The 18,473-nt window shown below is 67.8% G+C and carries 12 protein-coding genes; 6 read left to right on the top strand and 6 right to left on the bottom strand.

Annotation, left to right across the window (positions count from 1 at the left end; translation table 11 throughout):
- Positions 1-23: 23 nt before the first annotated feature.
- Positions 24-1,286: a DEAD/DEAH box helicase gene (locus tag J3R73_RS10695; protein ID WP_307426133.1), complete on the bottom strand. Its 1,263-nt coding sequence runs from the start codon at positions 1,284-1,286 to the stop codon at positions 24-26.
- Between the two features lie 606 nt (positions 1,287-1,892).
- On the opposite strand from J3R73_RS10695, the gene J3R73_RS10690 reads away from it, so the two are divergent.
- A complete protein-coding gene (locus J3R73_RS10690) occupies positions 1,893-5,078 on the top strand; it encodes a tetratricopeptide repeat protein (protein WP_307426130.1) in 3,186 nt (1,061 codons plus the stop codon).
- A 33-nt stretch (positions 5,079-5,111) separates the two neighbouring features.
- Here the strand turns inward: J3R73_RS10690 and J3R73_RS10685 are convergent, their stop codons facing one another.
- Entirely contained in the window at positions 5,112-6,038 is a 927-nt protein-coding gene (locus tag J3R73_RS10685; RefSeq protein ID WP_307426129.1) for an acetamidase/formamidase family protein, read from the bottom strand.
- Positions 6,039-6,350: 312 nt separating this feature from the next.
- Here J3R73_RS10685 and J3R73_RS10680 point away from each other — a divergent pair, with 312 nt between their 5' ends.
- A complete protein-coding gene (locus J3R73_RS10680; protein WP_307426126.1) occupies positions 6,351-7,949 on the top strand; it encodes an inorganic phosphate transporter in 1,599 nt (532 codons plus the stop codon).
- 76 nt (positions 7,950-8,025) lie between these two features.
- Here J3R73_RS10680 and J3R73_RS10675 read toward each other — a convergent pair whose 3' ends face one another.
- Positions 8,026-8,985, bottom strand: coding sequence for a LysR family transcriptional regulator (locus tag J3R73_RS10675; protein WP_307426123.1), 960 nt, complete (start codon positions 8,983-8,985; stop codon positions 8,026-8,028).
- Positions 8,986-9,118: 133 nt separating this feature from the next.
- Between J3R73_RS10675 and J3R73_RS10670 the strand changes: the two genes are divergently transcribed.
- The 4 genes from J3R73_RS10670 (at position 9,119) to J3R73_RS10655 (ending at position 13,296) form a co-directional block, all read left to right on the top strand.
- Positions 9,119-9,520 carry a CidA/LrgA family protein gene (locus tag J3R73_RS10670; protein WP_307426121.1) on the top strand — a complete coding sequence of 134 codons (402 nt, stop codon included), beginning with the start codon at positions 9,119-9,121 and terminating at the stop codon, positions 9,518-9,520.
- Positions 9,517-10,251 (top strand): LrgB family protein, encoded by a 735-nt coding sequence (locus J3R73_RS10665; protein WP_307426119.1) that lies wholly within the window; start codon positions 9,517-9,519, stop codon positions 10,249-10,251. Before J3R73_RS10670 ends, J3R73_RS10665 begins: the two co-directional genes overlap by 4 nt.
- 110 nt (positions 10,252-10,361) lie before the next feature.
- Positions 10,362-11,651 (top strand): MFS transporter, encoded by a 1,290-nt coding sequence (locus tag J3R73_RS10660; protein ID WP_307426116.1) that lies wholly within the window; start codon positions 10,362-10,364, stop codon positions 11,649-11,651.
- A 202-nt stretch (positions 11,652-11,853) separates the two neighbouring features.
- Positions 11,854-13,296, top strand: coding sequence for an MFS transporter (locus J3R73_RS10655; protein WP_307426114.1), 1,443 nt, complete (start codon positions 11,854-11,856; stop codon positions 13,294-13,296).
- An 80-nt stretch (positions 13,297-13,376) separates the two neighbouring features.
- Here J3R73_RS10655 and J3R73_RS10650 read toward each other — a convergent pair whose 3' ends face one another.
- From J3R73_RS10650 to J3R73_RS10640, 3 genes are all read right to left on the bottom strand, one after another.
- Complete coding sequence (locus J3R73_RS10650) at positions 13,377-14,276, bottom strand: OmpA family protein (RefSeq protein ID WP_307426111.1); 900 nt, start codon at positions 14,274-14,276, stop codon at positions 13,377-13,379.
- A 10-nt stretch (positions 14,277-14,286) separates the two neighbouring features.
- Complete coding sequence (locus J3R73_RS10645) at positions 14,287-16,746, bottom strand: DUF4384 domain-containing protein (RefSeq protein ID WP_307426109.1); 2,460 nt, start codon at positions 16,744-16,746, stop codon at positions 14,287-14,289.
- Positions 16,747-16,958: 212 nt separating this feature from the next.
- Positions 16,959-18,461 (bottom strand): DUF4384 domain-containing protein, encoded by a 1,503-nt coding sequence (locus J3R73_RS10640; RefSeq protein ID WP_307426108.1) that lies wholly within the window; start codon positions 18,459-18,461, stop codon positions 16,959-16,961.
- Between the last annotated feature and the right edge of the window lie 12 nt (positions 18,462-18,473).

Here is an 18,473-nt window from a genome sequence, read left to right as displayed (position 1 = left end):
CAAGACGAAGGAGAGGCCTTGCATCACGCCGCGCGGCGCTGGGTGCTGCGCCCGCCACCGCCGCCCGGACGGCGCGATTTCGCGCCCCGCGGCTGGCCCTGCGGGGGTTGGGGACGCGGCCCGCGCTCGCTGCGCTGGTCGGCCTCGAGGCCCTGGATCGGCGCGGCCACCTGGAGGGGTTTCTTGGTCAGCCTCTCGATCGCCTTGAGCTCGTCACGCTCGTTCGGATCGCAGAACGAATAGGCGATGCCGCTGCGGCCGGCCCGCGCCGTACGGCCGATGCGGTGGACATAGCTCTCGGCCTCGACCGGCATCTCGAAATTGATGACGTGGCTGATGTCGTCGACATCGATGCCGCGCGCCGCGATGTCGGTGGCGACCAGGATGCGCGTCGCGCCGCTGCGGAAATCCTCCAGCGCCTTCTGGCGGGCATTCTGCGACTTGTTGCCGTGGATGGCGGCGGAGGGGATGCCGGCGCGGTCGAGGTGATCGGAAACGCGGTTGGCGCCGTGCTTGGTCCGGGTGAAGACGATGACGCGGCTCATCGCGGGATCGTTGAGCAGATGGATCAGCAGCGAGCGCTTCACCGAGGCCGGCACATGGAAGACGTGCTGCTCGATCTTGTCGACGGTCACCACTTCCGGCGTCACTTCGACATGGACGGGATTGTCGAGGATCTCGTCGCCGAGTTTCTTGATCGTCTTCGGCATGGTCGCCGAGAACAGCAGGGACTGGCGGTCGAGCGGCGTCTCGTCGACGATCTTCAGCACGTCGCGCGAGAAGCCCATGTCGAGCATGCGGTCGGCTTCGTCGAGGACGAGGACCTCGACCTTGTCGAGACGCACCTTGCGCTGCTGGATGAGGTCGAGCAGGCGGCCCGGGGTCGCGACGAGGATATCGACGCCGTCCGACAGCGCCTTGACCTGCGGGAGCTGGCTGACGCCGCCGAAGACCACGGCGGTGCGGAAGCGGAGGTTGGCGCCATAGGTGCGGAAGCTCTCCTCGATCTGGAGGGCGAGTTCGCGGGTCGGCGCGAGGATGAGGGCGCGCACGCCCTTCGGCCCGGCGCCGTGGCGGGAGGCTGAGAGGCGCTGCAGGATCGGCAGGGCAAAGGCCGCCGTCTTGCCGGTGCCGGTCTGGGCGAGGCCCATCATGTCGCGCCCTTCGAGGAGGGCGGGAATCGACTTGCTCTGGATGGGGGTCGGGGTCGTGTAGTTGGCGGCGTCGAGCGCACGCAGAAGCGGCTCGGCGAGACCGAGCGCTGCGAAACTATTATCGGAAGTCACATCAAATCCTTCATGCCACGCCCATCGTTCAGACGGCAGCGCGCCACCGTCGGAGTCCGCGATCGCGGCAGCCGCAGTCAAGCGGTGCAACGATATCGCGACCCACGCGCGGATGGGGGCAGCGGAGAGTTGGTTGGAAACGCCCAAAGGATGAGGCACTGCTTCTCAAGAGAGCAAAAACCAGCGCGCCGCGCGAACCAAGGGCGATCGATACAGATGCTAGCTGCGCTTTTCGTCGAGGGAAGTCAAGGAAAAAGCGAAAAGCGGCACGGCAATCGCGCCTCCGCCAGCGCGGATCCGGCCTTCGCCGCCGCGGTGGCGGGGGGATCGCAGGGCCGGTCGAGGCCGCGGTGGCCGCCTGCCGGCGCTGCGACGAGGCTCTTCCCGGCCGCGGCGATTCGAGATGAGCCCTTTCGGCCGTCCTGACAAGCGAGGCGCCGCATTCGCCCGTTCGGGAGGCGGGCGCCGGGCACCAGCCGGGCAGGCAACCCCTGTCCGCCGCGCTCTGGGGCCCCGCCGGCTGCCGCATCCGGCACAGGTGTTCCGCGGGGGCAGGAAACGCGGTATTGGAGAACCTCTGCATGGGCTGTCGGGGGACTGCCGCACATGATCGAACGGGTATTGCTGCTGTTCGCCTTCCTGACATCGGCCACGGCGCCGCCGGCCTTGACGCCCGGCCCGGACGCCTGCCGGAAAGCCGGTCCGGACGAAGCCGTCATCGCCTGCACCGACGTCATCGACCTCGCGGGCATGGACGATATTCGCTTGGCCCAGGCACTCGTCCGGCGCGGCGTCGTCTATCGGGAGGCCGGCCGGTTCACCCGGGCCATCGCCGATTTCGACAGGGCTGCGGCTCTCAAGCCCGATCTTACCGACAGCCTCTACAATCGCGCCCTCACCTATCGCCGATCCGGCGACAGCCAGCGCGCCATCGCCGATTTCACCGCGACGATCGCGATCGAGCCCGCTGCCGTCGACGCCATCATCAACCGGGCGCTCGTCTTCCTCGACGAGGGGGATTTCAGCCGCGCCTTCGCCGATTTCGACCGGGCGGTCGCGCTCGAGCCGGACCTCGCCGCGGCCTATGACGAACGCGGCGCTGGCTATGAGCGCAAGGGCGACCTCGACAAGGCCATGGCGGATTTCGACACGGCGATCGGGCTGGACGCCCAGAACGGCGACGCCTACCTGGGGCGGGGCATCCTCCGCCGGGAGAAGAATGATCTCGACGGGGCGATCGCCGACGACGACAGGGCCGTCGCGCTGGCTCCCGCGGACGCCAACGCCTTCTTTCAGCGCGGCCTCGCCTATGACCTGAAAGGAGACGGCGACAGGGCGCTCGCCGACTATGACCACGCCATCCGCCTCGACTCGCGCCAAGCCTACGCTTGGCGCAATCGCGGCATGATCCGCGCCACCCGGGGCGATTTCGATGGCGCCATCGCCGATTACGACCGGGCGCTGAAGCTCGTTCCCGACGACCTGACCGCCATCCGCAACCGCGGCGCCGCCTATGGTGCCAGGCAGGATTTCGACCGCGCCCTCGCAGCCTTCCGCGACGCGCTCGCCATCGACGGCAAGGATGCCGCAACGTTCATCGAGCGCGGCATCGTCGAGCGGGCCATGAAGGACGCCGGCGCGGCCATTGCCGATGACGAGAGGGCGGCGACGCTGGAACCGAACGCGTCGGAGCCCTATTTCCAGCTTGGGCTGGATCATGATCTCGCCCACGACCTCGACAAGGCCATCGCCGATTATACGAAGGCCGTGGCGATTTGGCCGGAGGACGTGGCGAGCCTCAACAATCGCGGCCTCGACCGCTTCGCCCTGAACGCGTTCGACGAGGCCATCGCCGACTTCGGCCGTGCCCTGTCGGTCTCCTCCCTCGAAACCAAGGTGCTCGGCAATCGCGGCCGGGTCTTCGTGGCCAAGGGCGACCTCGACCGCGCGCTGGCGGATTTCGACCAGGCGCTGGCGGTCTCCCCGGACGATGCGGACCGTCTGACGGACCGCGGCAAGGTCCATTTTTCGCAGCGGCATTACGATCTCGCGCTGGCCGACTTTCGCAAGGCCGTCGCGCTGGACCCGACGCAGGGCGAAGCGCTGCTGTATCTCGGCATGACCTATTATTTCACCAACCGGCTGGACGCGTCCATCGCCACCTACGGAACCTACATCAACCAGAATCCAGGGGATTGGGTGGGGCGATTCGATCGGGCGCTGTCCTCCGAAAAGGCAGGCCGCATCGCCGACGCTCTGGAGGACCTCGACAAGGCGATCGAACTGAAGCCGGACTATGTCGAGGCTTTGGCGGAACGGGGAATTTTGTTCGCCCGCCGGGGCGAATTCACCCGTGCCATCGCCGATTACAGCCGGGCCCTGCAATCGGCTCCGCGCAACGCATCGATCCTGCACAACCGCGGTATCGCCTATGCGGGCTCGGGAAAAAAGGATCTCGCCCTCGCCGATTACGACAAGGCGCTCTCAATCGCCGCCAACGATATCGACACCGTCCTCGACCGCGCCGCTGCGCTCGCGGCCACCGGCTCGCCGGATGCCGCGGTCGCCGATTACGACCGCATCCTGCAACGCCAGCCGGGCAATGCGACCGCTTACTACGGACGCGGCCTCGCCCATTCCGCGCAGCGGGACACCTATCGCGCCCTCGCGGATTTCGATCGGGCGATCGCGATCGCCCCCGGCTATGCCGAGGCCTTCATCGACCGTGGCAATCTCTATCTCGACAGAGAAAAACTCCGTGAGGCGCTGTCCGACTACAACGAGGCGATCAATCTCGATCCGGCGAATGCGCGAGCCTTCTACAGTCGCGGATTGATCTCGCTCACCAAGGAGAATTGGACTACCGCCGTCCAGGACTTCACCACGGCCATCGATCTCCGCCCGGGCTTCATGGAGGCATTCGGCAGCCGCGCCTGGGCCCACCTGAAAGAGAACCAATTCGAGCTGGCCATCGTCGACTATACCAGGGCGATAGACCTCAATCCTGCTCTGGAGAGCATGTTCATCGGCCGCGGCATCGCCTATCGTCGCAGCGGAGCCTATGACAAGGCCATCGCCGACTATACGACGGCAATCGGCCTGAAGCCCGCCAGCGAGCCGGCGTACAGGGACCGTGCCATTGCCTATCGCTACAAGGGAGACTACGGCGAAGCCATCAGGGATTATACCAAGGCGATCAGCCTGTGGCCGTATGACGAAAATGCCTTCTTCGGACGCGGCATCGCTTATCGCCGCGAAGGTGATTTCGATCGTGCTCTCTCCGATCTGGAGCATACGGTGGCGCTGAAGCCCTACGATACGGACGCGCTCGTCGAGCTGGGTTTTCTCTACAGGGAGAAGAACGATTTCGACCGGGCCGTCGCAAGCTACGGCAAAGCCCTCGAACTCGATGCGACGAACTACGACGCGCTGGTCGGCCGCGGCCTCGCCTATGCGGGCAAGAACGACCTCGCGGGCGCGCTTCGGGACTATGAGGTGGCGATCCAGACCAAGCCGGGCGAAGCGGCGGCCTTCCTGGATCGCGGCATCGTCCGTGACCGGTGGAAGGAATTCGACAGCGCGATCGCCGATTTCACCCAGGCCTGCCGGTTGAAGCCGAGCGCGCCCGAAGCCTTTTACCGTCGCGGCACCGTGTATCTGGAAGAGAAGGATTTCGACCGCGCGATCGCGGATTTCGACGAGGCCGTCCGCCTCGACCCGCATGACAAGGAGGCCATCGACGCACGCCGCCGCGCTTACCTGAAGAAGGGGCTCGTCCCGCCCCTTCCATAGGGATGAACCTGAAGCCGCCGCGTTCGCCGCACTTTACGGCCGCGCCGTCCGTCTCGCCGGCAGCCATTTCTTGGCGATGCGGCAGACCATGGTGTAGGCGGGATCGAAGACGTTGCCGACGTCGTAGCGCACCACCTGCCCCATCAGGTGGCTCGCCGCCGTCGCCGACAGGCCGTAATCGCTCGTCAGCCAGTTCAGCATGTCGGTGGTGGCGTGCTGGAGCGCCTGGTCGAGCGGGCGGGCATTGCCGACGGAGAAGATGTCGGTCGCCGTCTCGCCGCGCGGCCACACCAGCTTGCGCCCCTTCTCGATGCTGAGCCTCACCTCGACCTCGAACGTCGTCTCGATGCCGGTGCCGACGATCTCGCCGTCGCCCTGCACGGCATGGCAGTCGCCGAGGCTGAACAGCGCGCCGGGAACGGCGACCGGGAACCACACCGTCGTGCCGGGGCCGAAACCGCGATAATCCATGTTGCCGCCGTTCTCGGCGCTGGTGGCATTGGAGAAGGCCTGGCCCCCGCGCGGCGCCACCCCGAAGCAGCCGATCATCGGCTCGAGCGGCAACACGAAATGCTCGAGCCCCGCCGGCGGGTTCTCCAGCCGCACCGTACTCGCCTGCCGATCGATCAGCCAGGTGACGCGCTGGGGCGGCGGCAGGGAGCGGACGGCCTCGGGATCGACGACATTGGCGGCGAGCACGTCGAAGGTCCAGCCGGTGTCGCGCGTCGGCGTCATGCGCAGGATCTCGACCCGCAGCGCATCGCCCGGCTCGGCGCCCTCGACATGGATCGGACCGTTGGTCGGGTTGGGCCGCTGCGCCCGGGCGACGCCGTCCCGGTCATAGCCGATGGCATCGATCGTCTCCGTGATCACGGTGTCGCCGTCGGCGCAATGCAGCACCGGCGGGAAGGAGCCGAGCGCATTGTACCAGAGGGTGGGTTCAAGCCGATGGGTCGCCATGCGAGATACTCTGGGTTGGGCGGAGGAGGGTCGTTCCCCGCTCGTGGGAGAGGGCGCCATCCGCCCTTCGCCACGGAATCGTCGAACGGCCGAATTCTGCGACAGTTCGGGCGGCCCCGCCAGGGTCCCGCAGCGACATTTTCACCCACGGCCGGCGGAGCGTGCCGGCCGCCCTCTTCCGCAACGGCAGCCAGGATCGCTGATCGCTCGCCGGCATGACCACAATGTTGCGCGATGCACGCCCGGGTTGTCATCCCAGCTTCATGGATGCCACCTATGGCTCGCCCCGGGTTTTCCATGCGGGGCATTTCGATGACGGACATCACTTCCAGCCAAAGCGGAGTTCATCCGCTCGAAAAACCGAGTTCGCTGGGCCAGTGGCCCAATCTCGCGGTGGCGGCCATTCTCCTCGGCGGCCTCGGCTATATCTGCTACGCGCTGGCCGCGGACCTGACCGGGGCCGTCGCCGTGCCGTGGATCCTGCTGGGCCTCGCTCTGCTGATCGCGCTCGGCTTCGAATTCGTCAACGGATTCCACGACACCGCCAATGCGGTGGCGACGGTGATCTACACCCATTCCCTGCCGGCCGAGGTGGCCGTGATCTGGTCGGGCTTCTTCAACTTCCTCGGCGTGCTCACCGCCAGCGGCGCCGTCGCCTTCGGCATCATCTCGCTGCTGCCGGTCGAACTGATCATGCAGGTCGGTTCCGGCGCCGGCATGGCCATGGTGTTCTCGCTGCTGGTCGCCGCCATCCTGTGGAACGTCGGCACCTGGTATCTCGGCCTGCCGGCATCGAGCTCGCACACCATGGTCGGCTCGATCATCGGCGTCGGCCTCGCCAACCAGTTCCTCGCCCCCTCGGGCTCGGCGACGAGCGGCGTCGACTGGTCCCAGGCGAGCAATATCGGCATGTCGCTCCTGGTCTCGCCGCTGTTCGGCTTCTTCCTCGCCGGCGCCCTGCTGCTGGTCATGAAGGTGGTCGTCCGCAACAAGACGCTCTACCAGGCGCCGACCACCAACGCCCCGCCGCCGCTGTGGATCCGCGGCCTGCTGGTGCTGACCTGCACGCTCGTCAGCTTCTTCCACGGCTCCAATGACGGCCAGAAGGGCATGGGCCTGATCATGCTGATCCTCATCGGCGTGGTACCCACCTCCTTCGCGCTGAACCGCACGCCGGACATCAACTATCTCAGCACCTACAAGGCGGCCGCGGCCGATGCCGGCACGGTGCTCGGCAACTATGCCAAACAGGGTGTCACGGTCGCTCCCGCCGACGCCAAGACCATCGTCGGCGACGCCGTCAAGCATCGCACCTGGACAGACCAGACCACGATCGCCCTGAAGACCTTCATCGACCAGACCAATGCCGAGATCTCGCCCTACGGCTCCGCCTCCGCCGTGCCGGCCGGCCTCGTCACCAACACCCGCAACGACATGTACCTGATCGGCGAGGCCCTGAAGCTGATCGACTCCAAGAAGCTGCTGCCGGTGACGGACAGCGACATGAAGACGATCAAGGCCTACCACGCCGCCACCGACAAGACGACCAAGTTCATCCCGACCTGGGTCAAGGTGGCGATCGCCCTCGCTCTCGGCCTCGGCACCATGGTGGGCTGGAAGCGCATCGTCGTCACCGTCGGCGAAAAGATCGGCAAGACCCATCTCAGCTACGGCCAGGGCGCCGCGGCGGAACTGGTGGCGGCCGCGACCATCGGCGCGGCCGACTATATGGGCCTGCCGGTCTCCACCACCCATGTGCTCTCCTCCGGCGTCGCCGGCACGATGGCCGCCAACGGCACCGGGCTGCAGATGTCGACGGTGCGCAACATGATCATGGCCTGGGTACTGACGCTGCCGGTCTCGATGGCGCTGTCCTTCACCCTTTTCGTGATCCTGCGCCAGTTCGTCTGAGCCGCCTCCGAAAGGGCGGCCTGCCGCCCTTTCCCTCCCACGAAGACCATCGGAACGGCCGCGGAAGCGGCCGTTTTCATGCGTGCCGCCCGGCCTCCCCCGCCTGCCCGGCGATGTCGCCGTCCCAATAGGGCGGCCTGCCGAAACGCTCGACGAAGAAGGCGAGGAAGGCCCGGACCTTGGGCGAGACCGTCTTCTTCGGCGGATAGACGCCCCAGATGGCCCGTTCCGGCCCCGGCGCGATCGACCACTCCCATCCGGTGAGCAGAGGCACCAGCCGCCCCTCGCGGATGTCCTCGCCGAGAAGCCATGTCGGCAGCAGCGCGATGCCCATCCCGAGGCGCGCCGCGCATAGCAGCGCCTCGGAATCATTGGCCCGCAGCGAGCCGCGGATGCCGATCTCGGCAAGCTCCGCCGCACCGGGCCGGCGCCAATACCAGGCATCGGTGGGCTGCAGCGCGAAGAGCAGGCCTTCATGCTCCGCGAGATCGCCGGGGACGGCGGGCGGGCCGGCCTTCCGGACATAAGCGGGGCTGGCGACCAGGAGGCGATGCTGCGGCGCCAGGCGCCGCGCCACCAGATTGGAATCGGCCAGCGCCCCGATGCGCACCGCGATGTCGGCGCCGCTCTCGATCAGGTTGACGGTGACGTCGGTCAGGGTGACGTCGAGCCTGAGTTCCGGAAAGGCGGCACGGAAATCGGCCAGATGGGGCATGATGTGCCGGCGGCCGAACGCGCCGGGAATATTGACGCGCAACAGGCCGCGCACGGCGGCGTTGAGCGACATCGTCGCCGAACGGGCCTCCTCGACATCGGCGAGAACCGCCATGGCGTGATCGTAGAAGGTCGTTCCCGCCTCGGTCAGATGGAGCCGCCGCGTCGAGCGGTTCAGCAGGGCGACACCGAGGTCGGCCTCGAGCGCGCCGACATAGCGCGACACCGTCGAAACCTTGACGCCTTCCTCGATCGCCGCCTTCGAGAAGCTGCCGAGATCGACGGCCCGCACGAAGGCCCGCATCGCCGCGAGATAATCCATCGGCCCATCCTGCCCTTTTCCGCAAAGATCATTTGGCCGCAGGGGCGTTTCGCCGGCAAGACCGCAATGCCATCCTCGCGGCGATTTCAGGGGGACGGCGCCCCCCGCCTCCCCTGCCGCATCGAGAAAGACCATGATCCTGGCCATCTTCATCCTGATCGGCTGCGACTTCGCCGGCGACTGGCTGCGCGCCATCCTGCATCTGCCGATACCCGGCGCCGTGCTCGGCATGCTGCTGCTCGCCGCAGGCCTGGCCCTGCGCGGCGGCGAGGCGGATGCGAGCCGATCCCCTTCGCCGCTCGACCGGACGGCCGATGCCCTGCTGGCGAATATGGGCCTGCTGTTCGTGCCGGCCGGCACCGGCATCCTCGCCCAGGCCGACCTGCTGCGCGGGGAATGGCGGCCGGTGGCGATCGCCGTCATCGGCTCGACCCTCGTCGGCCTGGCGGTGACCGCCCTGGTCATGCACAGGTTCGGCCGGGTGCAGGCGGAAAGCCTGCCGCCTGCGCTGACGCCGGAAGGAGCCGCGTCGTGATCCATTCCGCCGCCCCGTCCTCTACCGACATCTCCTCGGCCTCCCCTGTCGCCTCGCCCTTGTTCTGGCTCGCCGTGACGCTCGCCGCCTATCTCGGCGCGCAGCGTCTCCAGCGCCTGTGCAGGGGTTCCCCTCTCGCCAATCCCGTGCTGGTCGCCATCCTGATCGTGGCGGCCGTCCTGCTCGGCACCGGCACGCCCTATGCGACCTATTTCGATCAGACCCGGCCGATCACCTTCCTGCTCGGGCCGGCGACCGTCGCCCTCGCCGTCCCTCTCGCCCGCAACCTGCATCATGTCCGCTCCAGCCTTCGCGGCATCGTCCTGGCCGTCGCGGCGGGGTCGGTGGCCTCGCTCGCCACCGGCATCGTCCTCGTCCAGCTCTTCGGGGGTTCGCGCGCCGTCGCCCTGTCGATGGCGCCGAAGGCGGCGACGACACCGATCGCCATGGCGGTCTCGCAGGAGATCGGCGGCATTCCGGCGCTCACCGCCGCGCTCGCCATCGTCGGCGGCATCGTCGCCGCCATCGTCGGGCAGCGCCTTCTGGGCTGCCTGCGGATTTCGGACTGGCGGGTCCACGGCCTGGCGGCGGGCGTCGCCGGGAGCGGCGTCGCAGCCGCCCATGTGGCGGGCATGGACGGCCTGGCTGCCGCCTTCGCCGCCCTCGGGATCGCTCTCAACGGCGTGATCACCACGCTCGTCGCCCCTCTCGTGCCGCTGCTCTGGCCGTAGCCCCCCAGCCGCGGCGCTTGTGCGGCGACGCTCGAAATGCGATCTGCGGACGATCGGCCGTCCGGCCGCGACCGGCGGCGCCCACGACCGTTCTCCAGGAAGACGACGCCATGCGAAACTCTGCCGATGCCCGCCGGAACGTCGTCGCGGTGGCGCTGGGCAATGCGGTGGAGTTCTTCGATTTCGGTTCCTACGCCACCTTCGCGGTGATGATCGGGCACACGTTCTTCCCGTCGAAAAGCGCCTTCATCAGCCTGCTCCTGTCGGTCTCGGTGTTCGGCCTCGGCTTCGTCGTGCGCCCGCTGGGCGCATTGCTGATCGGCGCCTATGCGGACAGGGCCGGGCGCAAGCCGGCGATGATGCTGACGATCGTCATGATGGCGGCGGGCACCGGGGCCATCGCCGTCCTGCCGGGCTACGGCACGATCGGCATCGCGGCGCCCATCCTGCTCGTCGCGATGCGTCTGGTCCAGGGCCTCGCCTGGGGCGGCGAAGCAGGGCCGGCGACCACCTATATCCTCGAATCCGCGCCGGCCGACCGGCGAGGCGCCTATGCCTGCTGGCAGGTCGCGACGCAGGGCTTCGCGGCGGTGGCGGCCGGGCTGACCGGCTATGGCCTGACGCAAGTGCTGTCCGAACCGGACCTGGACGCCTGGGGTTGGCGCATCCCCTTCCTGTTCGGCCTGCTCGTGCTGCCGATCGGCATCCATATCCGCCGCCGCCTGGCGGACACCATCGACAGCACGGATGTCCCCACCTCCACGACGGCGATCCTGGCGGAACTCGAATCCCGGCATCGCCGCCCGATGATCATGGGCCTGCTGATCCTGCTGGGCAGCACGATCACGCAATATTTCCTCAACTACATGACCACTTTCGCCCTGACAGACCTGCACATGCCCGGCTCGACCGCCATGCTGGCGACGCTGGTGACCGGCGCCGCGCTCGCGGTGTTCTCGATCTGGGGCGGCCATCTGTGCGACCGCTTCGGCCGCCGTCCCGTGCTGATCTGGCCTCGCGTGCTGCTGCTCGTCCTGATCTTCCCAGCGCTGCAGTTGATCGTGTCGCAGCCGACGCCGGCCATCTTCCTCGTCACCGTCGGCGTCCTCTCCGCCCTGCATGGCATCAGCGGCGCGGCCCTGATCGTGCTGATCGTGGAGAGTTTTCCGGCGCGCGTGCGATCGACCGGCTTTTCCATCGTCTACGCTGTCGCCGTGTCGCTGTTCGGCGGGACGGCGCAGGTGATCATCACCTGGCTCATCGGCACCACCGGAAACCCGATGTCGCCCGTCGGCTACCTGCTGATCGCCAATGCGATCTGCATCGGCGCGGGTTTCCTGGCGAGGGAGACGCTGCCCGCGCGCGGGACCGGGAACGTCGTCCCGCTCCGAAGGGCGTGACGTCGGAAAGAGCCCGGGGGTCGGTCACCGATCGACCTCTTTCCTTCTGCGAACGCGACGCCGCATGTCGATCGGTGATCGACACTCCAAGCGCGGTTTGGCACCCTCCTGCGCAAAATCCAGGCATCGACCCTTGCTCCACGCCGCCCGTTCTGCTGGATAGGCGCGCGCACCTCTTTCGATCCGAACCGGCAGGCCCTCGATGACAAAAGCAAATACGAGCCCGACAGGTGCGACCGTCCCGCTTCCCGGCACGGGTCCAAGAGCATCCGTCGTCGAGGCCGGCGCCATCTCGGCGCGGCTCGACAGGCTGCCGCAGACCGCCACGGTGTGGAAGCTGATCATGCTGCTGAGCCTCGGCTTCTTCTTCGAGCTCTACGACCTGCTCTATACCGGCAACATCGCGCCGGGCCTGGTCAGGGCCGGCATTCTCACGCCGACGACGCCGGGCCTGTTCGGCAACAACGGCGTGGCGAGCTTCGTCGCCGCCCTGTTCGCCGGCCTGTTCATCGGCACCATCGCCTGCGGCTTCCTCGCCGACCGCTTCGGGCGGCGCGCCGTCTTCACCGGCTCGCTACTGTGGTACACGGCGGCGAATGTGGTGATGGCCTTCCAGAACACCGCGTTCGACCTCAATCTCTGGCGCTTCGTCTCCGGCCTCGGCCTCGGCGTCGAGATGATCGTCATCGGCACCTATCTGTCGGAACTGGTGCCGCGGGAGGTCCGCGGCCGCGCCTTCGCCTGCTGCCAGGCCGTCGGCTTCACGGCGGTGCCGGTCGCCGCCTTCCTGTCCTATTGGCTGGTGCCCCATGCGCCCTTCGGGCTCGACGGGTGGCGCTGGGTGGTGCTGGCCGGCGCGAGCAGCGCCATCGTCATCTGGTGGCTGCGCCTCGGCCTGCCGGAAAGCCCGCGCTGGCTGGCGCAGCAGGGCAGGGTCGACGAAGCCGACCGCATCATGACCGACCTCGAAAGACGGGTGGAGGCGGAGTATGGCCGGCCGCTGCCGCCGATCGGGGCGCCCGAGCCGGCGGCGCCGCACAGCCGCATGCGCGACATGTGGGTGCCGCCCTACCGCAGCCGCACCCTCATGATGATCCTCTTCAACGTCTGCCAGACCGTGAGCTTCTATGGCTTCCTCAACTGGGTGCCGACGCTGCTGATCAAGCAGGGCATCACCGTCACCAGCAGCCTCTATTATACCGCCATCATCGCCCTGGCCGCGCCGCTGGGGCCGCTGCTCGGCCTCGTGATCGCCGATCGTTTCGAGCGCAAGAGCGTGCTCGTCGTCGTCGCCCTGGCGATCGTCGTCTGCGGCCTCGCCTTCAGCCAGGTGACGGCGCCGGCCGCCGTCATCCTGCTCGGTGCCTGCCTGACGATGGAGAACAACATCATGTCCTACACCTTCCACGCCTATCAGCAGGAGCTGTTCCCGACCGGCATCCGGGCGCGCGCCGCCGGCTTCGTCTATTCGTGGAGCCGGTTCTCGGCGATCTTCACCGGCTTCATCATCGCCTTCGTGCTGCAATATTCCGGCGTGACCGGGGTGTTCGTCTTCATCGCGGCGGCGATGATCGTGGTCTCCCTCGCCATCGGGCTGATGGGGCCCCGCACGCGCGGCCTCGCGCTCGAGAAGATCTCGAACTGAGCTGCGGTGTGCCGGCCTTCGGGCCGGCATGGAAACGTGGCGTCTGAAGCATGGGAGAGGCGGACAGTGTCTGCGGTCCGTCAATGCACCTCGAATTCCACCCGGCGGTCGAAGGCATAGAGTTCGTCGCGGCTGTATTTCGAGCGGTCGTCGGCGGCGAAGGGCTCATGGTCGCCATGCCCCTCGATATCGATGGCGATGGCCAGCCCGCGCCGCTGCAGGGCCATAGCCACCGTCGTCGCCCGCGCCTTCGACAGGGCCATGTTGTGCGGCGCCGAGCCGCGTTCGTCGGTGTGGCCGACGAGGACGAGCTGCCCGATCGACTGGGTCTTGAGGTAGTTGTAGAGGTCGTCCACCGCCTTCTCCCCGTCCGGGGTCAATGTCGCCTGGTCGGTGTCGAAGCGGATCGGCACGGGCACGGAGACGGCGGTGAAGTTGCGGAAGGTCGGCACCATCACGCCCTCCGGCTCGCCGCGGAAGCCGCGCGAGGCGATATAGGTCGGCGCGAGCGACTTGGCCTGGTAGGCGCGCTTGGCGAGATATTCCTCGGTCTGGCGCGAGGGCGCCTTCGGCACCCGCTTCGCGTCGCGGATGTCGTTGATCGCCGCCTCATAGGCCTCCACCGCGGCCGGATAGTTCTTCGCCTCGTAGTCGAGGTCGCCCAGCGCCATGGCGACCTGCCAGGGCCGGGCGATCTTGGCGGCGCCGACGACATAGTCCGGACCGTAGCTGCCGTCGGGCTGCTCGCCCGCCAGCATATAGGCGAGCGCCATGTTGCGACGCGCGACGTCGACATAGGCGCTGTCGCAGGAGGTATCCCGGGCGATGGCGTCGGCGAGGGCCGGCAGGGTGGAGGGATTGCCGGAGGCGATGGCGGCCTTCACCGACGCATCGAGGCTCGCGCAGTCGGCGAGGGCCGGCAGCGCCGCCGCGAGGCAGAAGCCGGCAGCCGCCAGCGGCATGAGAAAGGCGCGCATCATCGTCCTGCCCTCACTGAACCGGGATGACGATCGCGGTGGAGGCGACCGAGCGGCGGGCCGCATCCGGGGCGCCGGAGGCGACCTTGCCGCCGGCGGCGCCCGCGATCTTGGCGAACTGCGCATCCTTGCGTCCGTCCGCATCGAGGGACGAGGCCTCGTCACGCGCCTCGTTCGATTCGACGATGATCTGCCGCGTCAGGCCCCGGTCGAAATTCGGGATCTCGGCGAAGCTGCGGTGCTGCGGATCGATCTCGGTGCCGGCGATCTCGCGCGTCGCATTGTTGACGCGGCAGACCGCCACCACCTTCTCCTGCCCGATGTCGGCCAGACGGAACTTGAACTTCGAGCCAGGCCCGCCGAGCACCACCGCCTGCCCCGCCTTCACGGCATTATCGGCCTGGAACTTGTTGGGGAAGATCACCGTGCCCGTGCCGCTCTTGTCGACATTGACGACGAAGAGGTTGCAGTCGCGCGTCGAGACGACCTGGAGCACCGCGGCGTCGTTCTGCCGGTAGACGCTCTTGTCGGCCGTGAGCTGCAGGTCGAAGGATCCGCCCGAGCTCGGCTTGAAGATGGGCTCGGCCACCTTCTGGGCGCCCTCCAGGCTGGAGACGTCGATCACCCGATCCTCGGTGGCGCCCTCGACGAATTTGATGAACAGCGCCTCGAACTGGTCGCGCGGCACGATGCCCTGGTCGAGGCGGCGCATCAGGGCGATGGCTTCCGGGCCGGCCTCGATGAAATGCTCCTTGAAGGCGTCGGGCTGGAAGCCGTATTCGGCGGCGGCGCGGCGCAGCGAGAGGTCGTCCTCATAGCGCTTGAACAGCGCGTTGGTCATCTCGACGCCGGCGAGCTTGAGGGTGGGATCAAGACCGGCCCGCTTCATGGCGGCGTTGAAGCGATCGAAGTCCTCGCCGATGAGGGCGTCCATCCTGTCGTTCTCGGGATAGAGCGCGGCGACGGTCTCGCGATCGTCCTTGGAGAAGGAATGGTCGGCGAGCACGGCCTTGCGCACCTCGTCCTTGGCCTTGCGCAGGCCCTGGTCGTGGCATCCCATGCAGGAAATGCCGTTGGTCACCGCGAGATCGCGCCGCGAGGGATCGCGCACGATCTGCGTCGGCCCCTTGTCGAGGCGGGTGCCGTCCGATTTGTTGAGGTAATAGGCCTGGAAGCCGTTCGGCAGCGAGAAGATGGTTTCGCCGCCGGCATGCCGGAAACCGTTGTCGCCGCCGGGGCCGAGCGGATGCAGGAACAGGCTCTGGAAGCCCTTGGATTCGGAAAAGTCGTAGGACGTCCAGAAATAGCCGGTGGCGATCGGATGGCGCTCGATCAGCCGATTGTTCTGCGACACGCCCGACTTCTGGAAGCCGGCGCGCTGGGCGACGAATTTCGCGATATCGGAGGCGATGTCGACGCCGAGCTTGTCGGCCAGGCCGGGATAGTCGGCCGGAAGCTGCAGCAGCGTGTCGTAGAGCGGCGGCTGCGAGGCGGTGAAGCCGAACCAGTCGGCACGGACATAGGGCAGGACGGTACCGGTCTGCTGCGCGACGAAATCAAACGCCTTGACGTCGGGCTTGGTCGCGTAGGGATAGGCGGCCAGCACGGTGTTCCAGTCGCCCTCGCTCCAGCCGAGATCGTCGAGATTGACGGCGACGATCGTCTCCTCGGGATCGATGGTGGTGAGCCTGATCACGTCCGAGCGGCGGTCGAAGCCGTTGAGCAGCTTGACGAGCCCCTGGCGATAGACCTTCATCGCCTCGTCGGTGGCGCAGGCGTTGTAGAGGTTGGTCAACGTGAAATAGCGCATGCCGCGCACGCGGTGGTCGGGCTGCTTCTGCAGGTCGGCCGCGATGTCGCCGACGATGTCCCCGGCGGTGACGAATTTGCGGCCCGAGCAGGCGGCCGCCTCCTGGTCGCCCGTCGACTTGATCCAGGTCCGGAGCGCGTCGATGTCGGCGGCGGTCACTTCCGGCTTGGTCGTGTCGAACTCGTAGTTCACGTCGTAGGGCATCTCCTTGTTGATGATCTGCTGGAACAGCTTCGAGCCCTCGGGATTGCCGGCCTGGATCAGGTGAGGATCGGCGGCGATCTCGTCCAGCTTCATGATGTTGCCGAAATTCTTGGCCGGCTTCTCGCGCGCCGTCAGCATGCCGGCCTGGTGGCAGCGCGAGCAATGCTTTTCGAGGACGTCGAAGGCGGCCTTGGCGATCGGATCCCCCGGCACCTTCACGTCGGCCGGGACGGCGACGGCGGCCGGTGCCGCGGCTTGCACGGGCTCCGGCGTCGCCGCTGCGGGCGCGGCGGGAGCCTGCGCGGCAGGGGCGGCCGGTGCGGGATCGGCGGCAGCCGGCACGGAAGCCGCCGGCTTGGCGCCGTCGGCGACCGCCGCGGCGGCCAGCGGGCCGGAACCCGTCAACAGGCTCGCCGCGACCATCAGGCCCGCGATGCGCATCGAATTGCGGTGGATCATGACGGTCTCCCTGGAGCGTCTGGCGATAGGACGGTAGCGGCGGGAATTGAAAAACACGTCGAAACAAGGGGGTAGAGCAAAAGGGCCGTTTGCGCAGGCGCGCAGGCCGCCCTAGGGCGTTTTGTGTTTTGACGGGATCGGCAAAACGCAAAGACGCGTCGAAAAACAAAGAGCTAGAGCAAAGCGCCGCTTCTGCCTGAACGCGCTTTGCTCTAGGGGACGATCTCGTAGCGCAGCGTGGCGACCGACCGCCCGACCGCCTTGGCGTTGGCCTCGACGCCATCGGCATGGGCGGGCGCGGCAAGGCTCTGGGCGAGTTCGGGCAGCACGGTCGAGTTCACTTCGTCCTGCGGAATCACGTCGATCCGCCGCGTGACGAAGCCTTGCGGCAGTTTCAGAGGATCGATCGCAACCAGCGCCAGCACTGTACCTTTCGTCACAGAGGTCGCATCGAAGCGGATGCCGTAGCTGGAATCGGGCACCGTGATCGGGCGCCCGGCCAGGATGCGCCCGTCCTTGCCGTGGGCGGCCGCGATGGCGTTCGGGAAGAGCTGCACCACCTCGCCGTCGTCGGAGACCGAGAGCAGCACGAGGAAGCCGTCCTGCGACGACGTCACCCGGAAATGCATGTCCCGCGTGCCGAGCCGGACCGGCGAGGCGGGCAATTGCTCGAGGCGGATGTCGTCGGCGAGCCTGGCGCCGAGGATGTCGAGGATCTTCTCGGCGCTCGGCCGCCCCTGGTTGAGCGGACCGGCGGCGCCGGTGGCGGAAGCGGCGACGTCGAGGGCGGCGCCGGCGCCCGACAGGATCGGCGTCAGCCCCATCGGGCAGCGGTCGGCATGGCCGGCGCAATAGGCGGAGGATCGCCCGCGGACATAATCGAGCAGTTCCTGGTTGGAGATCACGCCGTTGCGATTGGCGTCGGCCAGGCCCTTTTCGATGCCGTCGGCGAAGGCCGTGGTGAACACGCCGCGATAGCCGGGCGCGGCATCCTCGTCGATCAGGGCGACCTGGGACGGCGAGACCGCCTCCCATTTGACGAGGTCGAGCCCGGGCGGCAGCCCATGCCCGCCTTCCTGCCCGAGCTGGGGCTCGACCACGATCGAGCGGGTCCGCGCCTCGAGCTGCGGCGAACGGGCCGCCGGATTGCCGCCGGCCGCCTCGACCACGATCGACCGGGTGACCGCGCCCGAATGGCTGGAATCGATGACTTCCGTGACGTGGCGGCCCTGCAGCCGGCCAAGCAGCGCGTCGATCCGGCTCTCGCCGAGGCTGTTGCCGACGGTGACGGCACCGTCCCTGCGCTCGATCGTGGCATCGACGGGCAGGATGGTATCCTCGCGGTTCGGACCGTCCCCGATGAAATGGCCTTCGCCGGCGAAATAGAAGAACACCCGCTCGCCCGGCCCGGCCTGCGACAGCCAGCCCTGTAGCCCGTCGACAATGGCGGCGCGGCTCGCCTGACCGTCGAGCAGCAGCCGGACGTCATCCGGCCCGTAGCCCAGCGCCCCGGTCAGCAATCCCCGCATGCGGAGGGCATCGGCGCGGGCGGCGCCCTTGAAATCGGGTGAAAGCGAGCCTTCCCGGTAGCTGTCCACGCCGATGACGAGGGCGCGATCGGCCCAGGCTGCCGAAAGCGGGATGAAGCCCGCCACAACGGCGAGGCAGGCCGATCCGAAGCGGGTGAGAAGCGCTCTCAGGCGCGGTTTGGGCACCGTGGCACCGAC

The sequence above is a fragment of the Labrys monachus genome (assembly GCF_030814655.1).
Classification (GTDB): Bacteria; Pseudomonadota; Alphaproteobacteria; order Rhizobiales; family Labraceae; genus Labrys; species Labrys monacha.
Note: the sequence above shows the minus strand (reverse complement) of the source record. Positions and strands in the feature narration are given on the sequence as shown.

Bases quoted from the DNA above. Each gene is read 5' to 3' on its own strand.
- J3R73_RS10690 (WP_307426130.1), top strand. From the start codon at position 1,893: ATGATCGAACGGGTATTGCTGCTGTTCGCCTTCCTGACATCGGCCACG.
- J3R73_RS10685 (WP_307426129.1), bottom strand. From the start codon at position 6,038: ATGGCGACCCATCGGCTTGAACCCACCCTCTGGTACAATGCGCTCGGC.
- J3R73_RS10680 (WP_307426126.1), top strand. From the start codon at position 6,351: ATGACGGACATCACTTCCAGCCAAAGCGGAGTTCATCCGCTCGAAAAA.
- J3R73_RS10675 (WP_307426123.1), bottom strand. From the start codon at position 8,985: ATGGATTATCTCGCGGCGATGCGGGCCTTCGTGCGGGCCGTCGATCTC.
- J3R73_RS10670 (WP_307426121.1), top strand. From the start codon at position 9,119: ATGATCCTGGCCATCTTCATCCTGATCGGCTGCGACTTCGCCGGCGAC.
- J3R73_RS10660 (WP_307426116.1), top strand. From the start codon at position 10,362: ATGCGAAACTCTGCCGATGCCCGCCGGAACGTCGTCGCGGTGGCGCTG.
- J3R73_RS10655 (WP_307426114.1), top strand. From the start codon at position 11,854: ATGACAAAAGCAAATACGAGCCCGACAGGTGCGACCGTCCCGCTTCCC.
- J3R73_RS10650 (WP_307426111.1), bottom strand. From the start codon at position 14,276: ATGATGCGCGCCTTTCTCATGCCGCTGGCGGCTGCCGGCTTCTGCCTC.
- J3R73_RS10645 (WP_307426109.1), bottom strand. From the start codon at position 16,746: ATGATCCACCGCAATTCGATGCGCATCGCGGGCCTGATGGTCGCGGCG.